Below are 19499 nucleotides of genomic sequence, written 5' to 3' on the forward strand. Positions count from 1 at the left end.
AATATCCTACCGCGAATGCCCAACCCGCCATGCCGCGGTCCGCCCGGGCGCGCGCTACAGTGGGCGCGTGGACAAGAGGAACGACAGGGGCCGCGCGGTGCTCGGCGCTCTCACGGGGTGTGTGATCGTTGGCGGCATCGGCTCCGTCGTGGGCCTCACCGTCCTCGACCACCCGCACCGCGCGGTGTGGGCGCTGGTCGCCACGCTCGTCGTCGTCGCGGGCGCCCGCCTGGTGATCCCGGGCAGGCCGTGGTTCGCCTCCCGGTACCGCGGCGCGGACGCCGCCGTTCTGCTGGCGGTCGCCGGCGCCATCGCCTACCTCTCCAGCTACACCTCCACGATGGCGGTCCACTGATCGCCATCCCCGCGCGTCCGGACGCGCGGGGACGCCTCCAACGGCACCCGCCACGCATGCTCCCCGGAACCAGTGGTGAAAGCCGGCGCGCCGGGGAGCTGGATCCGCGCGGTGGTGTTCGGCGGGACAGTGGCTTCGACGACCAAGCCGCCCCCGTCGCGGAACCAGCGGGAGGCCAGACGGCCGTAGTGTGTGTCGATCCACGCGCTCGCGGAGGAGATCTCGGCGAGCACGGGGGGGCGGATGAGGCTCGTGCGGTACCCGGGCTCGAGGGCGGACAGTCCGGCGACCGTCCTGTGGAGCCAGTCCGCGACTGCGCCGAAGGCGTAGTGGTTGAAACTCGTCATGCCGTTGTGGTTGAGTCCTCCGTCCTCTTTGATCCCGTCCCAGCGCTCCCACACGGTGGTGGCCCCAGCTGTGATGGGGTAGAGCCACGAGGGGCACCGGGTTTGGAGGAGGAGCCTCTCGGCGACGCCGATGTGTCCGGTCCGCGTGAGCGCGCCGGTGACCAGGGGAGTGCCCAGGAACCCCGTGGCGATACGGTGCCCGTTGTCTTCGACGAGGCGGGCGAGGTGGTCGCCCATCGTGCGGATGAGGCGGGCATCCACCAGTGAGAAAGCGATGGCCAGGGAGTAGGCGGTCTGGGTGTCCGAGGTCAGCGCGCCTCCTCGCGTGACGAAGACTCGTGTGAAGTCGCGCGCGATCCGCTGCGCGAGCCGCTGGTAGGCGCGGGCGTGCGAATGGTGGCCCAGTTCGCGCGCCGTCTTGTGGAGGATCTGAGCGCTGCGGGCGGCGTAGGCGGTCGCCACCAGCGCCGGGTCCGTCATCGCCCGCGCGGCGTCGTCGGGCGGGGCGCTCGGATCCAGCCAGTCGCCGAATTGTGGACCGGTGCGCCAGATCCCGTCGTCGTCGAGAGCGCCCTCCGCCGTGCGCATCCACGCGCGCATGCTCCCGTACTGCCTCCGGAGGACCTCCTTGTCACCGTAAGCCCACCACAGCGCCCATGGGACCGCGCACGCCGCATCGCCCCAGCCCGCGGTGGGCGGAGCCGGGTCGAGGACGTTGGGGACCACCAGGGGGACGTTCCCCCGTGCGGCCTTCTGCTCGCAGGCCAGGTTGGCCAGCCATTCGCCCAGGAACGCGTGGACGTCGAAGAGGAGGCACGCGGTGGGGGAGAACACCTGGATGTCGCCGGTCCACCCGAGCCGCTCGTCACGTTGGGGGCAGTCGGTGGGGATGGACAGGAAGTTCCCGCGCGTCCCCCACACGATGTTCCGGTGGAGGCGGTTGACCAGGGCGTGCGAGCACGCGAAGCCGCCTGTCGAGCGCAGATCGGAGCCGATCACCTCGGCGACGAGGTCGTGGGGGGCGAGCCTCGTGGGCCACCCCTCCACGCGCACGTAGCGGAAACCGTGGAAGGTGAAGCGCGGCGCCCACTCCTCGGCGCCCCCTCCGCGCAGCGTGTACGAGTCCGTCGCGCGCGCGGTGCGCAGGGGCCATAGTGCGACATCGCCGTCTTCGAGGACCTCGGCATGCTTGAGGACGACCACCTGGCCGCGGGTGCCTTCGACGCGGATCCTCACCCTTCCCACGATGTTCTGGCCGAAATCGACGATGGGGGTGCCGTCAGGCGCGGCGAGGATCCTCCGTGCGCGCACGGTCTGGGTGACCGCGACCGGTGGGATCGAGCGCGGCACGGGGGCGGCGGTTCCGACGACGTGGATGCCGCGCCACGTCCCGCCGCGGCACACCGGGCTGCTCCAGTCGTCGATGCGCTGGCGGGCGTCGTGCGCCTCCCCCGCGTAGATCCCCGACGAGGTGGTGGCGGCGTGCGCCCACCTCCACTGTTCGTCGGTGTCGATGGTCCGCGAGGTCCCGTCGCGGAAGCGGATGCGCAGGTGGGCGGCGGCGGCGGGCGGCCCGCAATATCGGCGGCGCGCCCCGCCGGGCGGCCCGTAGAGCTCCGTGTACCAGCCGCCCGCCAGAGCGATCCCGATGGCGTTCGGGCCTTCGCGCAGCAGGCGGGTGACATCGGTGCACTCGTGGAAGAGCCGCCACCTGTAGCTGGTCCATCCAGGTTTGAGCAGGTGGTCGTCGACCTCCGTGCCGTTGACCCACGCCTGGTGGACGCCGTGGGCGGTTGTGTAGAGGAACGCCCGTTCGACGGGTCTGTCGAGCGTGAAGGCGCGGCGCAGCAGGATCGGGCGGGCGGCGTCCGCTTCGTCCTGCGGGCCGTGGAAGTCGCGCCCGACGAGCAGTGGCGCCCACTCCTGCCGGTCAAGCATGGCCCCCGCCACGGACAGGGGCGGGGACCACCCGGTGCGCGCGCCATCGGCCGAGGCGAGGCGGACCTGGACGCGGACGCCCCGCCGGGGCCGCACATCCGCGAACGGCCAGTCGATCAGGGCGGAGGCCCCGCCGACGACCTGGAACGTCTCCCCGGTGGAGCACCTCAGGACCGCCCGCGCCTGTGCCCACCCGGGGCCGGCGCCCTCGACCCTCCACGTGAGCCGGGGGCGGCGCAGGTGGGTCAGGCCGTCCGCCCCGCGTCCCTCGATGGTGAGGACGGGGATCGGCGCGCCAGCGCGCCCTACCGGTTCCCAGTCGTCCATCCCGCTCCCTCCAGCTCGTCGTCCAGTGCGGGCCCGCGCCCGGTTGGCGCACCCGGGGCGCGCCCTTTCAAGCGCCTCTAGTGGTCGAACAGCGCACGACCAGTTCCGGGGCGATCCGCAGCGCCTGGTGCCGGTGCGACTCCGGGGCGTCCGCCTCGTCGATCAGCAGGCGGACCGCCGAGTGGGCGAGCTCGTCGACGGGCTGCCTGACCGTCGAGAGTGGGATCAGTCCGGAAGCGGCGTAATCGATGTCGTCGTACCCGATGACCGCCAGGTCGGATGGGACGCGGATCCGTCCGTCCGCGACGAGGCCCTGCAGGAGTCCGAGCGCTAGGAGGTCGTTGGCGGCGAAGACCGCGTCGGGGCGCCCCTGGGGGCTCATATCCCCGAGGATCGCGGCCGCCCTGTGGCCCTCGCTCATCGTTTGATCCGCGGTGTCGATGTGGACGAGGCGCGCGCCGCTGACCTCGGCGCAGGCCTGCAGCGCGCCCGTCCACCTGTCGTCGACTTGGCCGAGGGGGCCGCCGAGGAACGCGATGTGGCGGTGCCCTGCCTCGATGAGGTGGCGCGTCGCCAGGTACCCACCTCTGCGCCCGTCCAGGGTGACGGTGCAGAAATCGGGCTGTTCCTCGGAACTGAAGACCACCATCGGCATTCCACGGGAGTGGAGTTCGCGCATTCGCGCCGTGATGCCGCCCAGGGGCGCGATGAGGACCCCCTTGGACTGCTGCTCCTCGAACAAGTCCAGGTAGCGCCGCTCCCACGACGCCTTCTGGCCGCTGGAGCCCAGGACCGTCGTGCACCCGAGCGCCTCGGCGGCGTCCTCGACGGCGTGCGCCAGGGACGCGAAGAACGGGTTGGCGATGTTGAGGACGACCATTCCGATCGTCATCGTCCCGCCGGTGCGCAGTTGGCGGGCGAGTTCGTTGCGCACGAACCCCATTTGCTCCATGATTGCCAGGACTCGCTCGCGGGTCGTGTCAGAAACCCGTTCGGGCCTGTTGAGCGTGTTCGACACGGTAGTGATCGACACGCCAGCCCGTTGGGCCACCTCGCGTAGGCCGACTCTGGTGGGCATTGGATCTCCTGGGTTGATCTCATCCTGACGGCTGGCCCGCCACTGCGGACGTTTTCTCCCAGTGTACCTGGTATCAAACGTTTTACAAGTGGATTGATGGGCTCTTGGGTGATGGGGTGGGGTGGCCTGGGTCTCTGGTTGTCGAGATGTCCTCATGACTTTTGTATGAGTTGCGCTCAGGTGTCGAGCTACATGATCCACATGGTGGGCATTGACGCCCACGAGATCCCTTGGTATGGTGTAAAAGGTTTCACAGACGAATCCCGTCGGAACGGGCTGAGTGCGCCGGCTGACATCGCCGTCGGTGCTGGCGCGACGCGGCCCCGCCTGACGATTCCGGCATGAGAAAGGAAGACCCGTGAAACGTACATATCGCGTCTGCGCGGCGCTCGTCGCGGGGGTACTGGCGCTGGCGGGCTGCGGATCCGCGCAATCGGGCTCCGGCGGGGCCGAGAGCGACACCTCCGGTACCACCCTCAAGTGGTGGGCGTGGAACGCGGCCGAAGCTGAAACGACCATCGCCGAGTTCGAGAAGCAGAACCCAGGGATCACGGTCGAGTTCACCACCTACTCCAACGACGACTACCTCAACAACCTGCGCGCCGCCCTCACGTCCGACAAGGGCCCCGACGTCCTCCAGCTCGCCCCGGGCGGTACGGCCGCCGCCTACGGAGACCTCGTCCAGGACCTGGCGCCGCTGGCGGCCACGGCGTGGGGCGAGGACTGGCGCAGTAGCTTCAACGAGCTCGGGCTCACGCAGTTGCAGAAGGGGGACAAGCAGGTCGCCCTGCCCTCGTACATGAGCGCCGCGGGCTTCCTCTACTACAACTCCGGGATCCTGGGCGAGGTCGGGGCCGAGGCCCCCACGGACCTCGACCAGATGGCCGCGGTGTGCGAGAAGGTCCGGGCCGCGGGCTACGACTGCCTCGCACACGGAGCTAAGGACGCGTGGGTCAACCTGGACGTGTACCTGGCACTTATGAACTCCATCGAGCCTGGCCTCGTCTACCGGGCGATCGACGGGACAGAGAAGTGGACCGGCCCCCGTTTCGTCGAGGGCATGGACGCCTGGCGCTCCCTCTTCACCGGCGGGATCATCGCGCCCGGGGCCGCCGCCGTCAGCGAGTACCCCGACGCCTCTACGGCTTTCCTGGAGGGCAGGGCGGCCTTCATCGCGCTCGGCACGTGGAACACGCCGGCGACGATGACCAAGACCGGGCTCGAGACGGCGCAGAAGAGCGTTTCAACGACGATCGACTCGACGTTCCTGTCGGCGGCCTTCCCCGCAGCCAGGGCCGGTGGCGCGCCGACCAGGGCGTTCGGTGGGCCCGACAACGGATGGGCGATCAGCTCCAAGAGCCGTCACCAGGAGGCGGCTTGGAAGTTCGTGTCCTTCCTGGCGGGCAAGGAGGGCCAGACGATCCAGGCGTCGGTCGGTAACTTCCCGGCGCTCACCTCGGTGCCGGTGTCAACCGACGACGTGATCGTCCCCGAACAGGCGGCGGACATCCAACGCCAGGAGGAGGAGCTCGCTGGGATGGTCGGATACCGCCAGATCCCCTACCCGGACCTGGAGGCCGCCCTGGGGCAGGCGCTGGGGGAGGTCGCTGCCGGCACCTCGACCCCCCAGGACGCCCTCGCGCAGGTTGAAACAGTGTCTTCGACGCTGTCCCGTTAGAACCAGTCCGGGTCCCGGCCCCGCCCAGGGCCGGGACCCGGAAGAACTCAGATCGGAAACGGATCAGACCATGCCCACCACACGCGCGGAGCGCACTCGGCGGCACGGCGCGGGAGCGGGCGCCTACCTGTACGTCCTCCCCGCGCTCGCCCTCATCGCCGTCACCGCGCTCTACTCCATCGCGGCCAACGTCGTGTACTCCACTTGGGACTGGAGCGGGATCTCGGACTCCCACGTGGGCGTCGGCCTCCGCAACTACGCGGACCTGTTCCACGACCGCGTCTTCTGGAAGGCCATCGCCAACACCTTGGTCTTCGGAGTCTCGACCGTGTCCCTCCAAATGGTCCTCGGCTTCTCGTTGGCCGTGCTCGTGCGGACGCGGGCCAGGGGCAGGGGAGTGCTGCGCACGCTCCTGTTCGTCCCCGTCGTCATCTCCCCCGCTATCATCGCCACGTCGTTCCGCGTCCTGCTCACCCCGGATGGGGCGTTCAACCAGATGCTGCGCGGCCTCGGCATGACGGGCTTCGACCACGGCTGGCTCACCGATCCGAAAACCGCGCTCGCCACAATCATCGCCATCAACGTGTGGCAGTACACCGGGTACAGCTTCGTCATCTACGACGCGGCGATATCCCAGATCGAGCCGTCGATCATCGAGGCCGCGCGGTTGGACGGGCTCGGCGCCCTGGGCATGGCGACCCGCATCGTGGCGCCTCTGGTCAAGGGAGATCCCACATGGTCCTCGTCGTCCTCGGCCTCATCAGCGCCCTGAAGACCTTCGACGTCGTCTTCCTGACGACGGGCGGAGGGCCGGGGGTGGAGACCGAGTTCCTCAGCACCTACATCTACCGGCAGGTGATCTCCCAATTCCACGCAGGGTACGGCGCTGCCCTATCGGTGGTCCTCGTCGCCGTCGCGATGGTGTTCGCAGTGCTCCAAGTCCGTCTGGTCCAAAGGCAAGCAGATGTTTGACAAGCAAGGCCCCGTGGGGCGGGCCGCCAGCCAAGCCGTGGTCCTGGTCGCCATCGTCGTGCTGGTGGCGCCCCTGTTCCTCATCGTGCGCATGTCGGTCGGCGGGGAGGGAGTGGCCAACTACGTGCGGGTGCTGTCGACGACCCCGTTCCTGCGTTTCCTCATCAACAGCGCCGTTGTGGCGCTGACGACCGTCCTACTCGTCCTGGTGCTCGCGGTGTGCGCCGCCTACTCGCTGGCCCGCCTGCGTCCGCGCGGTTCCGGCGTCCTGTCGGGGCTGATCATGGCCGGGCTCACGGTCCCCGCCATCGCCCTGGTGGTCCCCGTCTACTCCCTGGTCGACAGGGCGGGCCTGTTCGACACCTACTGGGCGGTCATCGTCCCCCTGACGGCGCTGTCCATCCCCTTCGGCGTCCTCGTGGGATCGAACTACATCCGTGCGATACCGCGCGAGGTCTTCGAAGCGGCGATGCTCGACGGCGCCTCGGACCTGCGGATCCTGGTCTCAATCGTCGTGCCGGTCTCCCGGCCGATCCTGTCCGTCATCGCGGTCTTCACGTTCCTCGCGGCATGGAACGAGTACCTGCTGCCCCTGTTGTTCCTGCAGGACGTCGACCTCAAGGTCGTCACGCAGATCCCCACCTACTTCCAGAGCCAGAGGCTGGTCGACACGCCGAAGATCTTCGCGGCCAACGTCCTCATCAGCGTGCCCATCATCCTCTTCTACCTCTTCCTGCAGAACACCTTCAGGAAGGGCCTGTCGAGCGGAGCAGTGAAATGAGACCGCGTCCCAAGATCCTGGCGTACTACTTCCCGGACTACCACGTCGACCCCCGCAACGAGCGGTGGTTCGGCGGGGGGTGGACCGAGTGGGAACTCGTCAGGAGCGCCATTCCGCGCTTCCACGGGCACCGCCAGCCCCGCATCCCCGCCATGGGGTACCAGGACGAGTCTGATCCGGCCGTCGCCCAGCGCTCCATTGGGCTCGCGCACGCGAACGGGATCGACGGGTTCATCTTCGACTACTACTGGTACGACGACGGCCCCTACTTGCAAGGGGCCCTCGACCAGGGGTTCCTGCGCGCGCCCAACCACCAGGGCGTGGAGTTCTCCGTGATGTGGGCCAACCACGACCTGCTCGACATCTTCCCCCGCGAGGATGCGCGGGCCAAGCCCCCCACCCTTAAGGAAGGAGCCATCGGCAGGAGGGCTTTCGAGGCCATGGCCCGGCACGTGACCCGCGAGTACTTCGCGTCGCCGCACTACACGCGCATCGGGGGAAGGCCGCGCTTCTCGATCTACGAGGTCGGGAACTTCGTCCGCGGCATGGGCGGAATCGACCAGGCGCGTGCTGCGCTCGCCTGGTTCGATGCCCTCGCCCGGGCGGAGGGGCACCCGGGCGTCCATTTCGACGCCGTCGTCTGGGGGTTCTCGGTCCTGCCCGCGGAGGTCCCGCTGCGCGATCCCCAGCGCTTGATCAGCGGACTGGGATTCGCCTCGGCGAGCTCCTACGTGTGGCTCCACCACCTCGACTTCCGCAAGCGCTCGTTCCCCGACGCCGGGCGCTGGGAGGGGGTCGCCGACGAGGTCTTCGCGCAGTACGCCCACTACGCGAGTACCCTGGGGGTCCCGTTCCACCCGAATGTGACCGTGGGATGGGACGCCTCGCCCCGCATTGCCCCCGGGGCGCCCTTCGACGCAGGGGCGCAGGCATACCCGCCGGTGTGGACCAGCAGCCCGGAGGGGTTCGAGGCCGGCTTGCGCCGTGCGAAACGCTTCGTCGAGGCCAGGGCGGGGGGCTACGCGGAGATCACCATCAACGCGTGGAATGAATGGACCGAGGGCTCCTATCTGCTGCCGGACACGGTGAACGGGACTCGGATGCTCGAAGCCGTCCGCCACGTTCTCGGACCCCGGGATACCCGAATCCGCTAGCCACGACCGACGAAAGCGAAGGTGGTCTCCTTGTCCTCATGTTTGCGGGCCGTGTGCGCGTGCGCGGTGTCGTTGCTGTCCGCTTCTTCCATGGTCCGACCATCGGCGATCACTGCGCCGCCGCAGGCGCAGGACGCGGGAACGGCACGAGAGGCCGCTAGCGAGGTGTGGCTGCCGTCGACGGGCGTCGATTCCCTCGGCCGTGTGATTCCCCGAACCGACGAGGCGGGGGCGCACCGCTCCAACCGTTTCGTTGGGATCAAGTACTCCCCCTGGCACGGGCAGAACGACTCCCGCGACTACCACAATGTTGTGAACCTGCAGGAGACGATCACCAAGGATCCCCGCTCGGTTGCGGACTCCGATAGTCCTCTGTTCCCCGACGCCGGACATTTCGCGTATTGGGACGAACCCCTGTTCGGTTACTACAGGAGCGAGGACATGTGGGTGGTGAGACGCCACCTGCTGATGCTCGCCGACGCGGGGGTCGATTTCATCCAGGTCGATGTCACGAACGACCGTCGTTTCAAACCGCAGTCCCTGCTCCTGATGAAGGCGATCGCCGAGTTGCAGGGCGAGGGGCTGGAGCCCCCCAGGATCGCGTTCATGACGCACAACAATTCGACGGAGTACATGGACGATCTGTACGGGACGTTCTACGCTCCGGACTCCCCGTACAGGTATCCGACGACATGGTTCCGCTTCAAAGGGAAACCGTTGATACTCGGCCAGGATCCTTCCGCGACGGTGCGGGACTTCTTCACCTTCCGTTACGCGCAATGGCCGAACGAGGCCCAGCGCGCGGGGGGTTGGGACTGGACGAGTTTCGACACCCCGGTGCGGGTCAACCGGGCCGACGACGGGACTGCCGAGCAAATGGCGGTGTCGGCGGCTGTTAACGCGTCCGATCCGCCGGTGTTCAGTTGGATCGACTACTACGGGGCCGCCGGGGGGGCGCAGCAGGGGGTACCACGACGGCCATGAGGACGGCTCCTCCTCCGCGATTCTCCGTGGTGAGAATTTCCAGGAGGAGTGGGACCGTGCGATCGCCGTCGACCCCGAAGTCGTTCTCGTCGAGGGGTGGAACGAGTGGACGGCGGGCAACTGGCAGGATGTTGAGCGGCAGGGGAGGCTCACGTTCTACGACGCGTCCTCCGCTCGTTACAGCCGCGATATCGAACCGTCGGCGGGAGTCCTCGGCGATACCGCCTACATGCAGCTGTGCGCGAACATCCGCAGGTTCAAGGGCGCGCGCAGGCAAGCGGGCGCGAGTCCACAACAAGAGATAGACGTCTCCGGTTCCTTCGATCAATGGAACGACGTGGCGCCCCACTACCGCGCTCCTGTCAATGATCTGGCGCGCGACCATGCCGGCACCGGCGACCAGCACTACTACAACGACTCCGTCGGCAACGATTTCACAGGAGCGAAAGTCGCCCGGGGTGAGGACTATGTCACGTTTCTTGTTGAGACGAGGGACGAGGTGCGGCTATCCGGATCGGGACGGACGATGACCCTGCTGCTCAACACCGACTCGGACCTCGGCACTGGCTACATGGGGTTCGACTACGCGGTGAACCGTGCAGCGCCGTCGGGCGCTGGGATGACTATCGAGCGGAGCACGGGAGGGTGGCAGTGGGAACCTGTCGCCGAGAGCGCCCGGTTCTCGGTCAGTGGGAATCAGATGATGGTGGCGGTGCCCCGTGCCCTTCTCGGTATTGATTCCCACGCGCGTATCGACTTCAAATGGATCGACGGGTGGCGGGCGGACGGGGAACCGCTCGACTACTACCAGTACGGCGACGCCATTCCGTCCGGCAGGTTCTCGTTCAGCTACTCGGATCTGGATGAGGGCCCAGCGGCGGCCGTAGAGCCTCCCGATGGCGACGACGGGAGCCTGCCTCAACCGGGGGGTGCGGGCACTCTGGCAGGGGGAGTCCATGTCATCGAGAACACCGATAAGCTCACCGAGTACGCGGATTGGAGCTCCCCCGGGACCGCGTGGGCGACGGATGTGCGGTCACCGCATGCCACGGATGGGAGCTACGCGTCGTTGCCCTCGTCCTCGTCGCACACGGATCCCTACTACATCAATACGGTTTCCACCGTCTTCGAGGGGACCGGAATCCGATGGGTGGCGCGACTGGCCCCGGACGGAGTGGAACGGGCGGAGGTGTTCATCGACGGCATGCCGCAGGGAAGCGTGAGTCTGCGGAAGGACTCCGTCCAGGACGCTGCGAGCGTCTTCGAGAAGCACGGTTTGAGCGAGGGCTTCCACGAGGTCCTCGTGAAATGCGAGAATGTCGCGGGGTCGGTCTGCTACCACGACGCGTTCCAGTTCACTGCGGGCGAGGACGGGGTCCCCGTGGGCGTGAAGGGCGAGAACGTCGTGCGTCGCGCGGCGGTGGGGGCGTCATCGTTCGTTCCCCGTCGATGGTACGGAACAGGTCCGGCGATGGTGTCCGATAACGATGAGACCACGGAATGGGTGCCGACGGATGCCGGTGAGCAGTGGCTCGTGTTCGATCTCGGCCGCGAGAAGGCCGTCGACCGCATCAGAATCGTTCCTGGCGCTGAAAGCCGTGGCGGCGTGCGCTACCTCCTCGAAGCGCGTTCCTCTAACGAGTGGGTGCGCGTGCACGAAGGAGTCCTTGGGGGTGGGGTGGCCGAAGCGTCCTTCGACCGCACGACGGCGCGTTCGCTCCGGCTTCGCTTCGAGGGGAACGAGTCCCCCGGACCGATTGCGGAGGTCAGTCTTTCTGACGGCGCGAATTCCCTCACCTCCGACTCCGGGGTGCTTGCGTCGAGCGCCAACGCCGGCCACGAGCCATCCAAGACCGTGGACGGCCACGACGGCACGTACTGGTGCGCCACGTCCTCGCAGATGCCCCAGTGGATTCAGTACGACTTCGGACGCAGCGCCGCAGTCGGGCGCGTGGACATTGACTTCTACGCCCATGACTCGTGGAGGTACAAGGTCGACGTGTCGGAGGACGGGGTTTCGTGGACGACTGGCGCGGACCGGACGAATGATCCCCTCAACGGACGCCACGCCACCGACAGGCTCGGACTCGTCGGCCGCTACCTGCGGATCACAGTCACCGGCTCCGCTTCGAATTGGGCCGCTATTCGAGAGGTGAACGCCGTTGCGGACGAGTACATGGGGTCCGTGGCGGCGTCCGGGACGTTCGTGTCCGCTTCGTCGGAGAACGCCGGGTACAGCGCTGCGAAGGCAGTCGACGGAAGCGGCCAGACCTACTGGTGCGCGGCATCGGGGGCGATGCCGCAAACGCTGACGCTCGACATGGGAAGACTCCGCGTCCTCTCGCGCGTGCGCCTCGACTTCTACGCCCACGACGACTGGTACTACTGGGTCCAGGTCTCGCAGGACGGGAGCAACTGGAGCGTCGCGGCAAGCGTTCATGACGAGTCCGGACAGCGGTACGCGGTTCCGGTTCGGGGCACCTACCGTTATATCCGTATCAATGTGCGTTCGAGCCGTGGGAATTGGGCGGCGATTCGAGAACTCGTCGTGGAAGCGCGCCAGCAGTGGTGAAAGCCGGCGCCCTCGAGGCCCGCTTCACCATCGAGGTGCCCGCCCCCGGCGTGGGGAGGGCGGATTGGGGGACCTTGCGCACTGCACAGGCGCGCGCGGGTCGAATACACTGGGGAGGTGAACGGCCCTGAGGGCCGGCCACCGCTCGCATGGAAAGGGACGACATGGACGCGTTCACCCAGCAGACCCCCACACGTATTGGAATCCTCACCTCGGGCGGCGACGCCCAGGGCATGAACGCGGCGGTGCGCGCCGTCGTCCGCACCGCCCTGGCGCGCGGCGCCAAACCCTACGCGATCATGGAGGGATGGCAGGGCGCCGTCGACGGCGGAAGCGCCATCAAAGAGATGCAGTGGTCCGACGTATCGTCGATCCTCGCCGAAGGCGGGACCGTCATCGGGACGGCGCGCTGTGCCGCCTTCCGCGAGTACGCCGGCCGCCACGCCGCCGCCCGCAACCTGCTGGAGCACGGCATCGACCACCTCGTCGTCGTCGGCGGTGACGGCTCCCTTTCCGGCACCGACGAGTTCCGCCGGGAGTGGGCGCAGCACGTCCAGGAACTGGCCGCCGAGGGGGCCATCACCGAGGAGACCGCGCGGGCGCACCCCGCTCTGCACGTCGTCGGCCTGGTCGGCTCCATCGACAACGACATGGTCGGCACCGACATGACCATAGGGGCGGACACGGCGTTGCACCGCATCGTCGATGCCATCGACCAGCTCACCTCCACCGCCGCCTCCCACCAGCGCGCCTTCGTCATCGAGGTCATGGGCCGCCATTGCGGCTACCTGCCCCTCATGGCCGCCGTCGCAGGCGGGGCCGACTACGTGTTCACCCCCGAGGACCCCGCCGGACCCGGGTGGGAGGACGAGCTCGCCGAGCACCTGCGCCTCGGGCGCGAGGCGGGACGCCGCGAGTCCATTGTCCTAGTCGCCGAGGGCGCAAAGGACCGGGAGGGGAACGAGCTCACCACCCAGCACATCGCCGACACCATTAAGGAGCGGACGGGCGAGGACGCCCGCGTCACGATCCTCGGCCATGTCCAGCGGGGCGGCACGCCCTCGGCCTACGACCGGTGGCAGTCGACGCTGCTCGGCTACGCGGCGGTCCAGGAGGCCCTCGCCAGCACGGGCGAGGACGAGCCCTGCATCCTGGGCGTGCGGCGGGGCCGCATCACCCGCATCCCCCTCATGAGGGCGGTGCGCGACACCCGCGCCGTCAAGGACCTCATCGCCGCTGGCGACTTCGAGGCGGCCCAGGCCGCACGAGGCTCCTCCTTCAGTGCCATGGTGGGCGTCAACCAGATCCTGTCCACGCCCCCCCAGCTCGCCGTGGGCGGCGACGGGGGCGGCAAGCGCGTTGCCATCCTCCACGCCGGCGGCCTGGCGCCAGGCATGAACACCGCTGCCCGCGTCTCAGTCCGCCTCGGCATCGCCAAGGGGTGGACGATGCTCGGCGTCGACGGGTCCTGGTCGGGACTGGCGGACGACCGCGTCCGGGAGCTGTCGTGGGGCGACGTGGAGGGCTGGGCCTTCAAGGGCGGTGCCGAGCTGGGCACCAAGCGCGACGTTCCCCCCGTCGAGCAGTACTACGCGCTGGGGCGCGCCATCGAGCGCAACTCCATCGACGCGCTCATCGTCATCGGCGGGCTCAACGCCTACCTGGGCGTCCACGCGATGACCGGTGAGCGGGACCGCTACCCGGCGTTCAAAATCCCCATGATCCTCATCCCCGCGTCCATCGACAACAACCTGCCCGGGTGCGAACTGGCGATCGGCACGGACACCGCCATCAACAACGCCACGTGGGCGATCGACCGCATCAAGGAGTCCGCAGCGGCCTCCAAGCGCTGCTTCATCGCCGAGATCATGGGCCGCCGCTGCGGCTACCTCACCCTCATGACCGCCCTGTCCACGGGCGCCGAGTACATGTACATCAACGAGGACGCGCCCTCCCTGGAGCGGATCGCCGCCGATTCCCAGCGCATGGTCGCCTCCTTCAAAGGGGGGCGCAGGCTCTTCCTCACCCTGGTCAACGAGTCGACCAGCGAGTTCTACGACCGTGAGTTCCTGGCCGACGTGTTCAACGCAGAGGCGCAGGGCCTCTATGATGTGCGCCATAGCGCGCTGGGGCACCTGCAGCAGGGGGGCGCGCCCACGCCCTTCGACCGTCTGCTGGCCACCCGCCTCGTCAACCGCGCCCTGGGCCATTTGGAGGGCCAGTTCGAGCGCGGCGACACCAACGCCACCTACATCGGGCAAATCGGTGGCGGCATCGAGGCGCGCCTGGTGAAGAACATGTTCGACGACCTCGACATCGCCAACCGGCGCCCCTACGACCAGTGGTGGCGGGACCTGCTGCCCGTCCAGCGCATCGTCTCCCTGGCCAACCCCGGCATCGAGGCGGCGCCGATCACCATCGACGACCCCGAGTCCTGAGACGGTGGCCGCCCAGCGCGAACGATGCGCGCGGGCGGCCACTGCCCCGTTCGTCGTACACTGCACACACAACCAACGACAGGAGAACCCATGGGTGACATTCCCGCGATCGATCCGACGAAGTCCCCCGCGTGGGACACGCTTGACCAGCTGGCCGAGGAGTTCGACCCCGACCTGCGCAAGTTCTTCGCCGACGACCCCGGCCGTGCCGAGAGATTCACGCTGGAAGCGGGCGACCTCCACGTCGATCTGTCGAAGAACCTCGTGTGCCCGACCCTGGTGGGGCACCTGCTCGCCCTCGCCGAGCAGACGGGTGTCGCCGACCTGCGCGACCGCATGTTCGCGGGGGAGCACATCAACGTCACCGAGGACCGCGCCGTCCTCCACACTGCGCTGCGCCGCCCCGCCTCGGACTCCCTGGTCGTCGACGGACAGGACGCCGTCGCGGACGTGAGCGCCGAGCTGGCGAAGATCTACGCCTTCGCGAACCGCGTGCGCTCCGGGCAGTGGGTGGGCGTCACCGGCAAGCCCGTGAGGACTGTCGTCAACGTCGGCATCGGCGGCTCGGACCTGGGTCCCGTCATGGCCTACGAGGCCCTCAAGCCCTACGTGCAGGCAGGCCTGGAGTGCCGGTTCATCTCGAACATCGACCCCACTGACTCCGGTGAGACCACGAAGGACCTGGATCCGGAGACCACGCTGGTCATCGTCGCCTCGAAGACCTTCACCACCCTGGAGACCATCACGAACGCGAAGGTCGTGCGCGCGTGGCTGTTGGGCGCACTGCGCGACCGCGGCATCATCACGGACGCGGCCAGCGAGGCGGCCGCCATCGCCAAGCACTTCGTAGCCGTGTCCACCGCCCTCGACAGGGTCGCCGCCTTCGGCATCGACCCGGCCAACGCCTTCGGCTTCTGGAACTGGGTGGGCGGGCGCTACTCCGTGGACTCCGCTGTCGGCACGTCGCTGGCCATCGCCATCGGCCCCGAGGGCTTCGCGGACTTCCTGGACGGCTTCCACAAGATGGACCGCCACTTCGTCGAGGCGCCGCCAGAGCGCAACGTCCCCCTGCTCATGGGGATGCTCAACATCTGGTACTCGAACTTCCTGGGCGCTGACACGCACGCGGTGCTGCCCTACTCCCAGTACCTGCACCGCTTCCCCGCGTACCTGCAGCAGCTGACCATGGAGTCCAACGGCAAGTCCGTGCGCCGCGACGGCGCTCCCGTCACCTACGAGACGGGCGAGGTCTTCTGGGGAGAGCCGGGCACCAACGGCCAGCACGCCTTCTACCAGCTGATCCACCAGGGCACCCGCATGGTCCCCGCCGACTTCATCGCCTTCGCGAACCCGACGTGGGCGCTGGGAGACGGCGACGCTGACATGCACGAGCTGTTCCTGTCGAACTTCTTCGCCCAGACGAAGGCCCTGGCCTTCGGGAAGACCAGCGAGGAGGTGCGGGCCGAGGGCACGCCCGAGGCCATCGTTCCGGCGCGCGTCTTCACGGGCAACCGCCCCACCACGTCGATCATGGCCCCGGCCCTGACCCCGTCGGTGCTGGGCCAGCTCATCGCCCTGTACGAGCACATCACTTTCGTTGAGGGAGCGGTGTGGGGCATCGACTCCTTCGACCAGTGGGGTGTGGAGCTGGGCAAGGTCCTGGCCAAGCAGATCCTTCCCGCCATCGAGGGGGACGCCGGCGCCCTGGACTCGCAGGACGCCTCCACGCGCGCCCTCATCGAGTACTACCGCGCCCACCGCGCGAAGTAGTCCCCCGAGTCCGTGGAGGGGGCCGCGCCTCAAGGCGCGGCCCCCTCCATTCCTATCGTGGGACCCGTCTACGCCCGTAGCCGACGAGGCCGACGGTGAGGGCGGGTGCCCACAGGAGGATCATCGGGGCGTAGGCTGCGACCAGGACGGCCAGTTGCCAGTGGTTCATTCCGTCGGCCGGGGTCCAGCCGTCGGCCAGGCCCAGCCACACGGCGCCGAATCTGATCGCCAGGGTGGCGTTGATGTAGTAGAGCAGGGCGTTGCCGATTCCGCCGACCACGAGGGGGAGGAGCCGGGGGATCTCGCGTCCGCCGAGGCGCGGCACCCAGTGGGGGACGCGCTCGCCCCAGGGGCGGATGAGGCCGAGGCACAGGACGCCGGCGGTCACCTGGACGACCTCGAGGCTCAGGACGTAGGCGGTGGCCGACGCGTTGGACCTGAAGAAGTCTGCTTGGGAGAAACCGAGGTCCGCGCCGGAGAGCATCGCGATCCTCCACGCCACGGGCAGGACCGCCGAGGCGAAAGCCGTCCAGCAGGCGATGCGCGCCCAGCGCTGGGGCGGGCGCCCTGTCGTGGTGGGGCGCCCGCCCTCAGCCCTCCGTTCGATCACGCTCATGCCCTGCGGCGGCGTGCGCGGCGCTGGGCGGCGAGGAGGCCGGCGCCCGTGCCCGCAGCGAGGAGGGCCGCGCCCAGGGGACCGGCGCTCGCGCCCGTGTTCGCCAGTCTGGCGGACTTGTCCGGTGCCGAGGGCGCCTGGCCCTGCCCCGACGGGGGCGTCTGGTCCTGGTCACCCGGCTCGGGCTGGCCCGGCTCCGACGGTTCAGACTTCGGGAAGCGCAGCCGCGTCCACACCATGCGGTGGTCCGAGGTCGGGAAGGGGTGGAGGCCGGTGAGGCGGAACAGCTCGTCATCGCGCGTCGGCCAGAAGACGTGCGCCTCGTCGACCTGGGTGCCCGTGTTCGGCAGGACGTAGTCGATGCGCAGGTTGCCCGGTCGCGGATCGTCGTTGAAGTCGCCTGTGTCGTACTTCGGATCCGTCTTGTGCGTGAGGTTCGCCCCGCCCTGGAGCTCCGCCTCGGCAGGCCCGCCCGCCGAGGTCGGCATCGTGTCGACGATCCGGGGGCTGGTCAGGAGCTGGTCGATGGCCCCCGGGTACGAGTCGCCGTCGAGGGGATCGGAGTTGTAGTCGCCGAGGATGACGAAGTTCGAGTCGGTGGCCAGGCCGCCTTTGACGCCGTTGTCGTCGTAGAGGTAGTCGGCCCGGTTCGCGATGTAGTCGGCCCACACGCGGATCTCGTCGGAGTTGCGCTTCTTGTTGCGCTGCTCAGGACCGTCGAAGGAAGGCGGGGTCGGGTGCGCTGCGAGGACGTGGACGGTCGTGCCGTTGACATCGACGGGCAGATCGGCGTGCGTCTTGGAGGACAGGGGGAAGCGCTGGAGCACCTCGTCGGAGTACCAGCCCGTGCCGTCGTCGTTGGACGGCAGGAGCGCGCCCGGCATGTCCTTCCACAGGAAGTTGCGGAAGGTGCGGATCTGGTCGGTCTTGATGGGGTACTTGGAGTAGATGGTGAAACCGTACTGCCCCGGGAACTTGCCGAAGCCCCAGGCGTCGCTCGGGCCGTTCGTTGTCCCGTCCTTGTCCAGGTCGAAGCCGCTGGGCACGCCGGTGTTCACGGGGCCCGACCAGGCGTAGGGGTAGGAGACGGGGGCGGCGCCGTTGTGGGCGACTTCGAGGTAGTTCGTGCGGAAGAGGTCGACGGCCTTCCTCTCTGCGTCGTAGTCGAACTCGTTGATGAGGAGGATGTCGGGGTCGACTCTTTGGATGGTCTCCGCGACGTTCGACGCCTGCTCGTTGCTTCCGGTGGCGAGGTCGGTGAGGAGTTCGCCGTCCGCGTTGCGGTTAAGACTGGCGTTGAAGGTGGCGACCGTCAGCGCCTCGGTCGTCGGCGGCTGAGCGGCGTCAGCGAGGGCGGGGCCCGCTGAGGCGGCGCCGAGGGCCAGGGCCAGGCAGGCCGCGGCGGCGACCGATCGGGGTTTCATCATTGAATTTCCTTATCACCGTTCGGGATGGGTACCACAGATACTAGAACCGTTTGCGGCGCCTGCACAAGCGCACGACGGGGCCCGCTCAGGACGACGGCGCGAACCGGTGGCAGGACTCGCGGGCACCCTGGCTGAAGGGCAACGGCGCATACGTCCCCGGGATCGCCGATGCGAGTGTAACCTTGGTATGTGGCGTGACACGTGCTGTCCGCCACTGCCGGAGGAGGATCGCGAGGTCGTCATGGTTCCAACCGCATCACTGGTCTGCATGGGGGCGGCTGCTCTGGCCGCGTTCGCCCTGCCTGTCGTCCTCATCGTCGTGGGGCGCCGCAGGTGGCGCTTCTCGGCGCGGTCGTGCGTGGTCGGCGCGTTGGCCTTCGTCGTCTTCGCGCTCATACTCGAGTCTGCCACCCACGCGGCGGTGTTCGCCGCCCTGCCCGCGGTCCAGCGCAGTGTCGCGCTCTACACGCTCTACGGGGCGCTCGCGGCGGGGATCTTCGAGGAGCTCGGGCGCGTGTGCGGCTTCGCGCTGCTGCGCAGGATCGACCGGGGGCCCGATGGGATCGAGCGGGCGATCGGCGCCGGCGTTGGGCACGGGGGCATCGAGGCGGTGGTGGTCGCGGGCTTCGGGATGGTGACCGGCATCGTCCTGTCGGTCACGGTCGTCAACGCTGGGACCGCTGACTCCTTCCTCTCCCAACTCCCGGAGGCGCTGCGGGGCGGCTACGCCCAGCGCCTCGACGCCCTCGTCGCCACTCCTGCGCCGCTGTACCTGCTCGGCATCGGCGAGCGCGTCATCGCCATCGCCCTCCACGTCGCTTTGTCGGTCCTGGTGTGGATGGCGTTCTCCGGACGGATTGGGCGCTGGTGGATCCTCGGGGCCGTTCTCGCCCACGCCCTGTGCGACGTGGGTGCCGCGCTCTACCAGGGCGGGGCCATCAGCGTCTTCGCGGCCGAGGGGTGGGCGCTGCTGACCACCTGCGCGGTCGTCGTGCTGGTGCGGCGGCTGTACACGTCCACGCAGACCGGTGGGGCGGGGGGAGCAGAGCCCGCCCCGTGAGC

Annotated in this window: 15 protein-coding genes; 11 read left to right on the forward strand and 4 right to left on the reverse strand. The window is 68.6% G+C overall.

The window, feature by feature from the left end:
• Window positions 1-67 precede the first annotated feature (67 nt).
• Window positions 68-355, forward strand: coding sequence for a hypothetical protein (locus G447_RS0107875; RefSeq protein ID WP_005869846.1), 288 nt, complete (start codon window positions 68-70; stop codon window positions 353-355).
• Here G447_RS0107875 and G447_RS11335 read toward each other — a convergent pair.
• Complete coding sequence (locus tag G447_RS11335) at window positions 328-2967, reverse strand: alpha-L-rhamnosidase (RefSeq protein ID WP_051226284.1); 2640 nt, start codon at window positions 2965-2967, stop codon at window positions 328-330. The two genes, G447_RS0107875 and G447_RS11335, sit on opposite strands and share 28 nt — an antisense overlap.
• Before the next feature lie 67 nt (window positions 2968-3034).
• Window positions 3035-4045, reverse strand: coding sequence for a LacI family DNA-binding transcriptional regulator (locus tag G447_RS0107885; RefSeq protein ID WP_026430656.1), 1011 nt, complete (start codon window positions 4043-4045; stop codon window positions 3035-3037).
• A gap of 358 nt (window positions 4046-4403) precedes the next feature.
• On the opposite strand from G447_RS0107885, the gene G447_RS0107890 reads away from it, so the two are divergent.
• The 9 genes from G447_RS0107890 to pgi all read left to right on the forward strand — a co-directional run bounded on the left by G447_RS0107890 (window position 4404) and on the right by pgi (window position 16394).
• Window positions 4404-5723, forward strand: coding sequence for an ABC transporter substrate-binding protein (locus G447_RS0107890; RefSeq protein ID WP_026430657.1), 1320 nt, complete (start codon window positions 4404-4406; stop codon window positions 5721-5723).
• Window positions 5724-5793: 70 nt separating this feature from the next.
• A complete protein-coding gene (locus tag G447_RS11340) occupies window positions 5794-6495 on the forward strand; it encodes a carbohydrate ABC transporter permease (RefSeq protein WP_051226285.1) in 702 nt (233 codons plus the stop codon).
• The gene (locus tag G447_RS11755; protein ID WP_051226286.1) at window positions 6459-6695 is read left to right on the forward strand and encodes a carbohydrate ABC transporter permease; all 237 of its coding nucleotides are present in this window, start codon (window positions 6459-6461) and stop codon (window positions 6693-6695) included. Before G447_RS11340 ends, G447_RS11755 begins: the two co-directional genes overlap by 37 nt.
• Window positions 6688-7476 carry a carbohydrate ABC transporter permease gene (locus G447_RS0107900; protein ID WP_026430658.1) on the forward strand — a complete coding sequence of 263 codons (789 nt, stop codon included), beginning with the start codon at window positions 6688-6690 and terminating at the stop codon, window positions 7474-7476. Before G447_RS11755 ends, G447_RS0107900 begins: the two co-directional genes overlap by 8 nt.
• On the forward strand, window positions 7473-8630 hold the full coding sequence (locus G447_RS11345) for a glycoside hydrolase family 99-like domain-containing protein (protein ID WP_051226288.1): 1158 nt from the start codon (window positions 7473-7475) through the stop codon (window positions 8628-8630). Before G447_RS0107900 ends, G447_RS11345 begins: the two co-directional genes overlap by 4 nt.
• Before the next feature lie 90 nt (window positions 8631-8720).
• Window positions 8721-9614, forward strand: coding sequence for a hypothetical protein (locus G447_RS0107915; protein ID WP_131295717.1), 894 nt, complete (start codon window positions 8721-8723; stop codon window positions 9612-9614).
• A gap of 229 nt (window positions 9615-9843) precedes the next feature.
• The gene (locus G447_RS0107920) at window positions 9844-12186 is read left to right on the forward strand and encodes a discoidin domain-containing protein (RefSeq protein WP_081697885.1); all 2343 of its coding nucleotides are present in this window, start codon (window positions 9844-9846) and stop codon (window positions 12184-12186) included.
• Between the two features lie 164 nt (window positions 12187-12350).
• Window positions 12351-14624 (forward strand): 6-phosphofructokinase, encoded by a 2274-nt coding sequence (locus tag G447_RS0107925; RefSeq protein WP_005869840.1) that lies wholly within the window; start codon window positions 12351-12353, stop codon window positions 14622-14624.
• A 90-nt stretch (window positions 14625-14714) separates the two neighbouring features.
• The gene (pgi, locus tag G447_RS0107930; protein WP_026430661.1) at window positions 14715-16394 is read left to right on the forward strand and encodes a glucose-6-phosphate isomerase; all 1680 of its coding nucleotides are present in this window, start codon (window positions 14715-14717) and stop codon (window positions 16392-16394) included.
• Window positions 16395-16446: 52 nt separating this feature from the next.
• Here the strand turns inward: pgi and G447_RS0107935 are convergent, their stop codons facing one another.
• On the reverse strand, window positions 16447-17010 hold the full coding sequence (locus tag G447_RS0107935) for a hypothetical protein (RefSeq protein ID WP_081697886.1): 564 nt from the start codon (window positions 17008-17010) through the stop codon (window positions 16447-16449).
• Window positions 17007-18437 carry an endonuclease/exonuclease/phosphatase family protein gene (locus G447_RS0107940; protein WP_026430663.1) on the reverse strand — a complete coding sequence of 477 codons (1431 nt, stop codon included), beginning with the start codon at window positions 18435-18437 and terminating at the stop codon, window positions 17007-17009. Before G447_RS0107940 ends, G447_RS0107935 begins: the two co-directional genes overlap by 4 nt.
• Window positions 18438-18678: 241 nt before the next feature.
• On the opposite strand from G447_RS0107940, the gene G447_RS0107945 reads away from it, so the two are divergent.
• Window positions 18679-19497 (forward strand): YhfC family intramembrane metalloprotease, encoded by an 819-nt coding sequence (locus G447_RS0107945; protein WP_243442338.1) that lies wholly within the window; start codon window positions 18679-18681, stop codon window positions 19495-19497.
• Window positions 19498-19499: the final 2 nt, after the last annotated feature.

The organism is Schaalia georgiae DSM 6843, from assembly GCF_000429245.1.
GTDB lineage: Bacteria > Actinomycetota > Actinomycetes > Actinomycetales > Actinomycetaceae > Pauljensenia > Pauljensenia georgiae.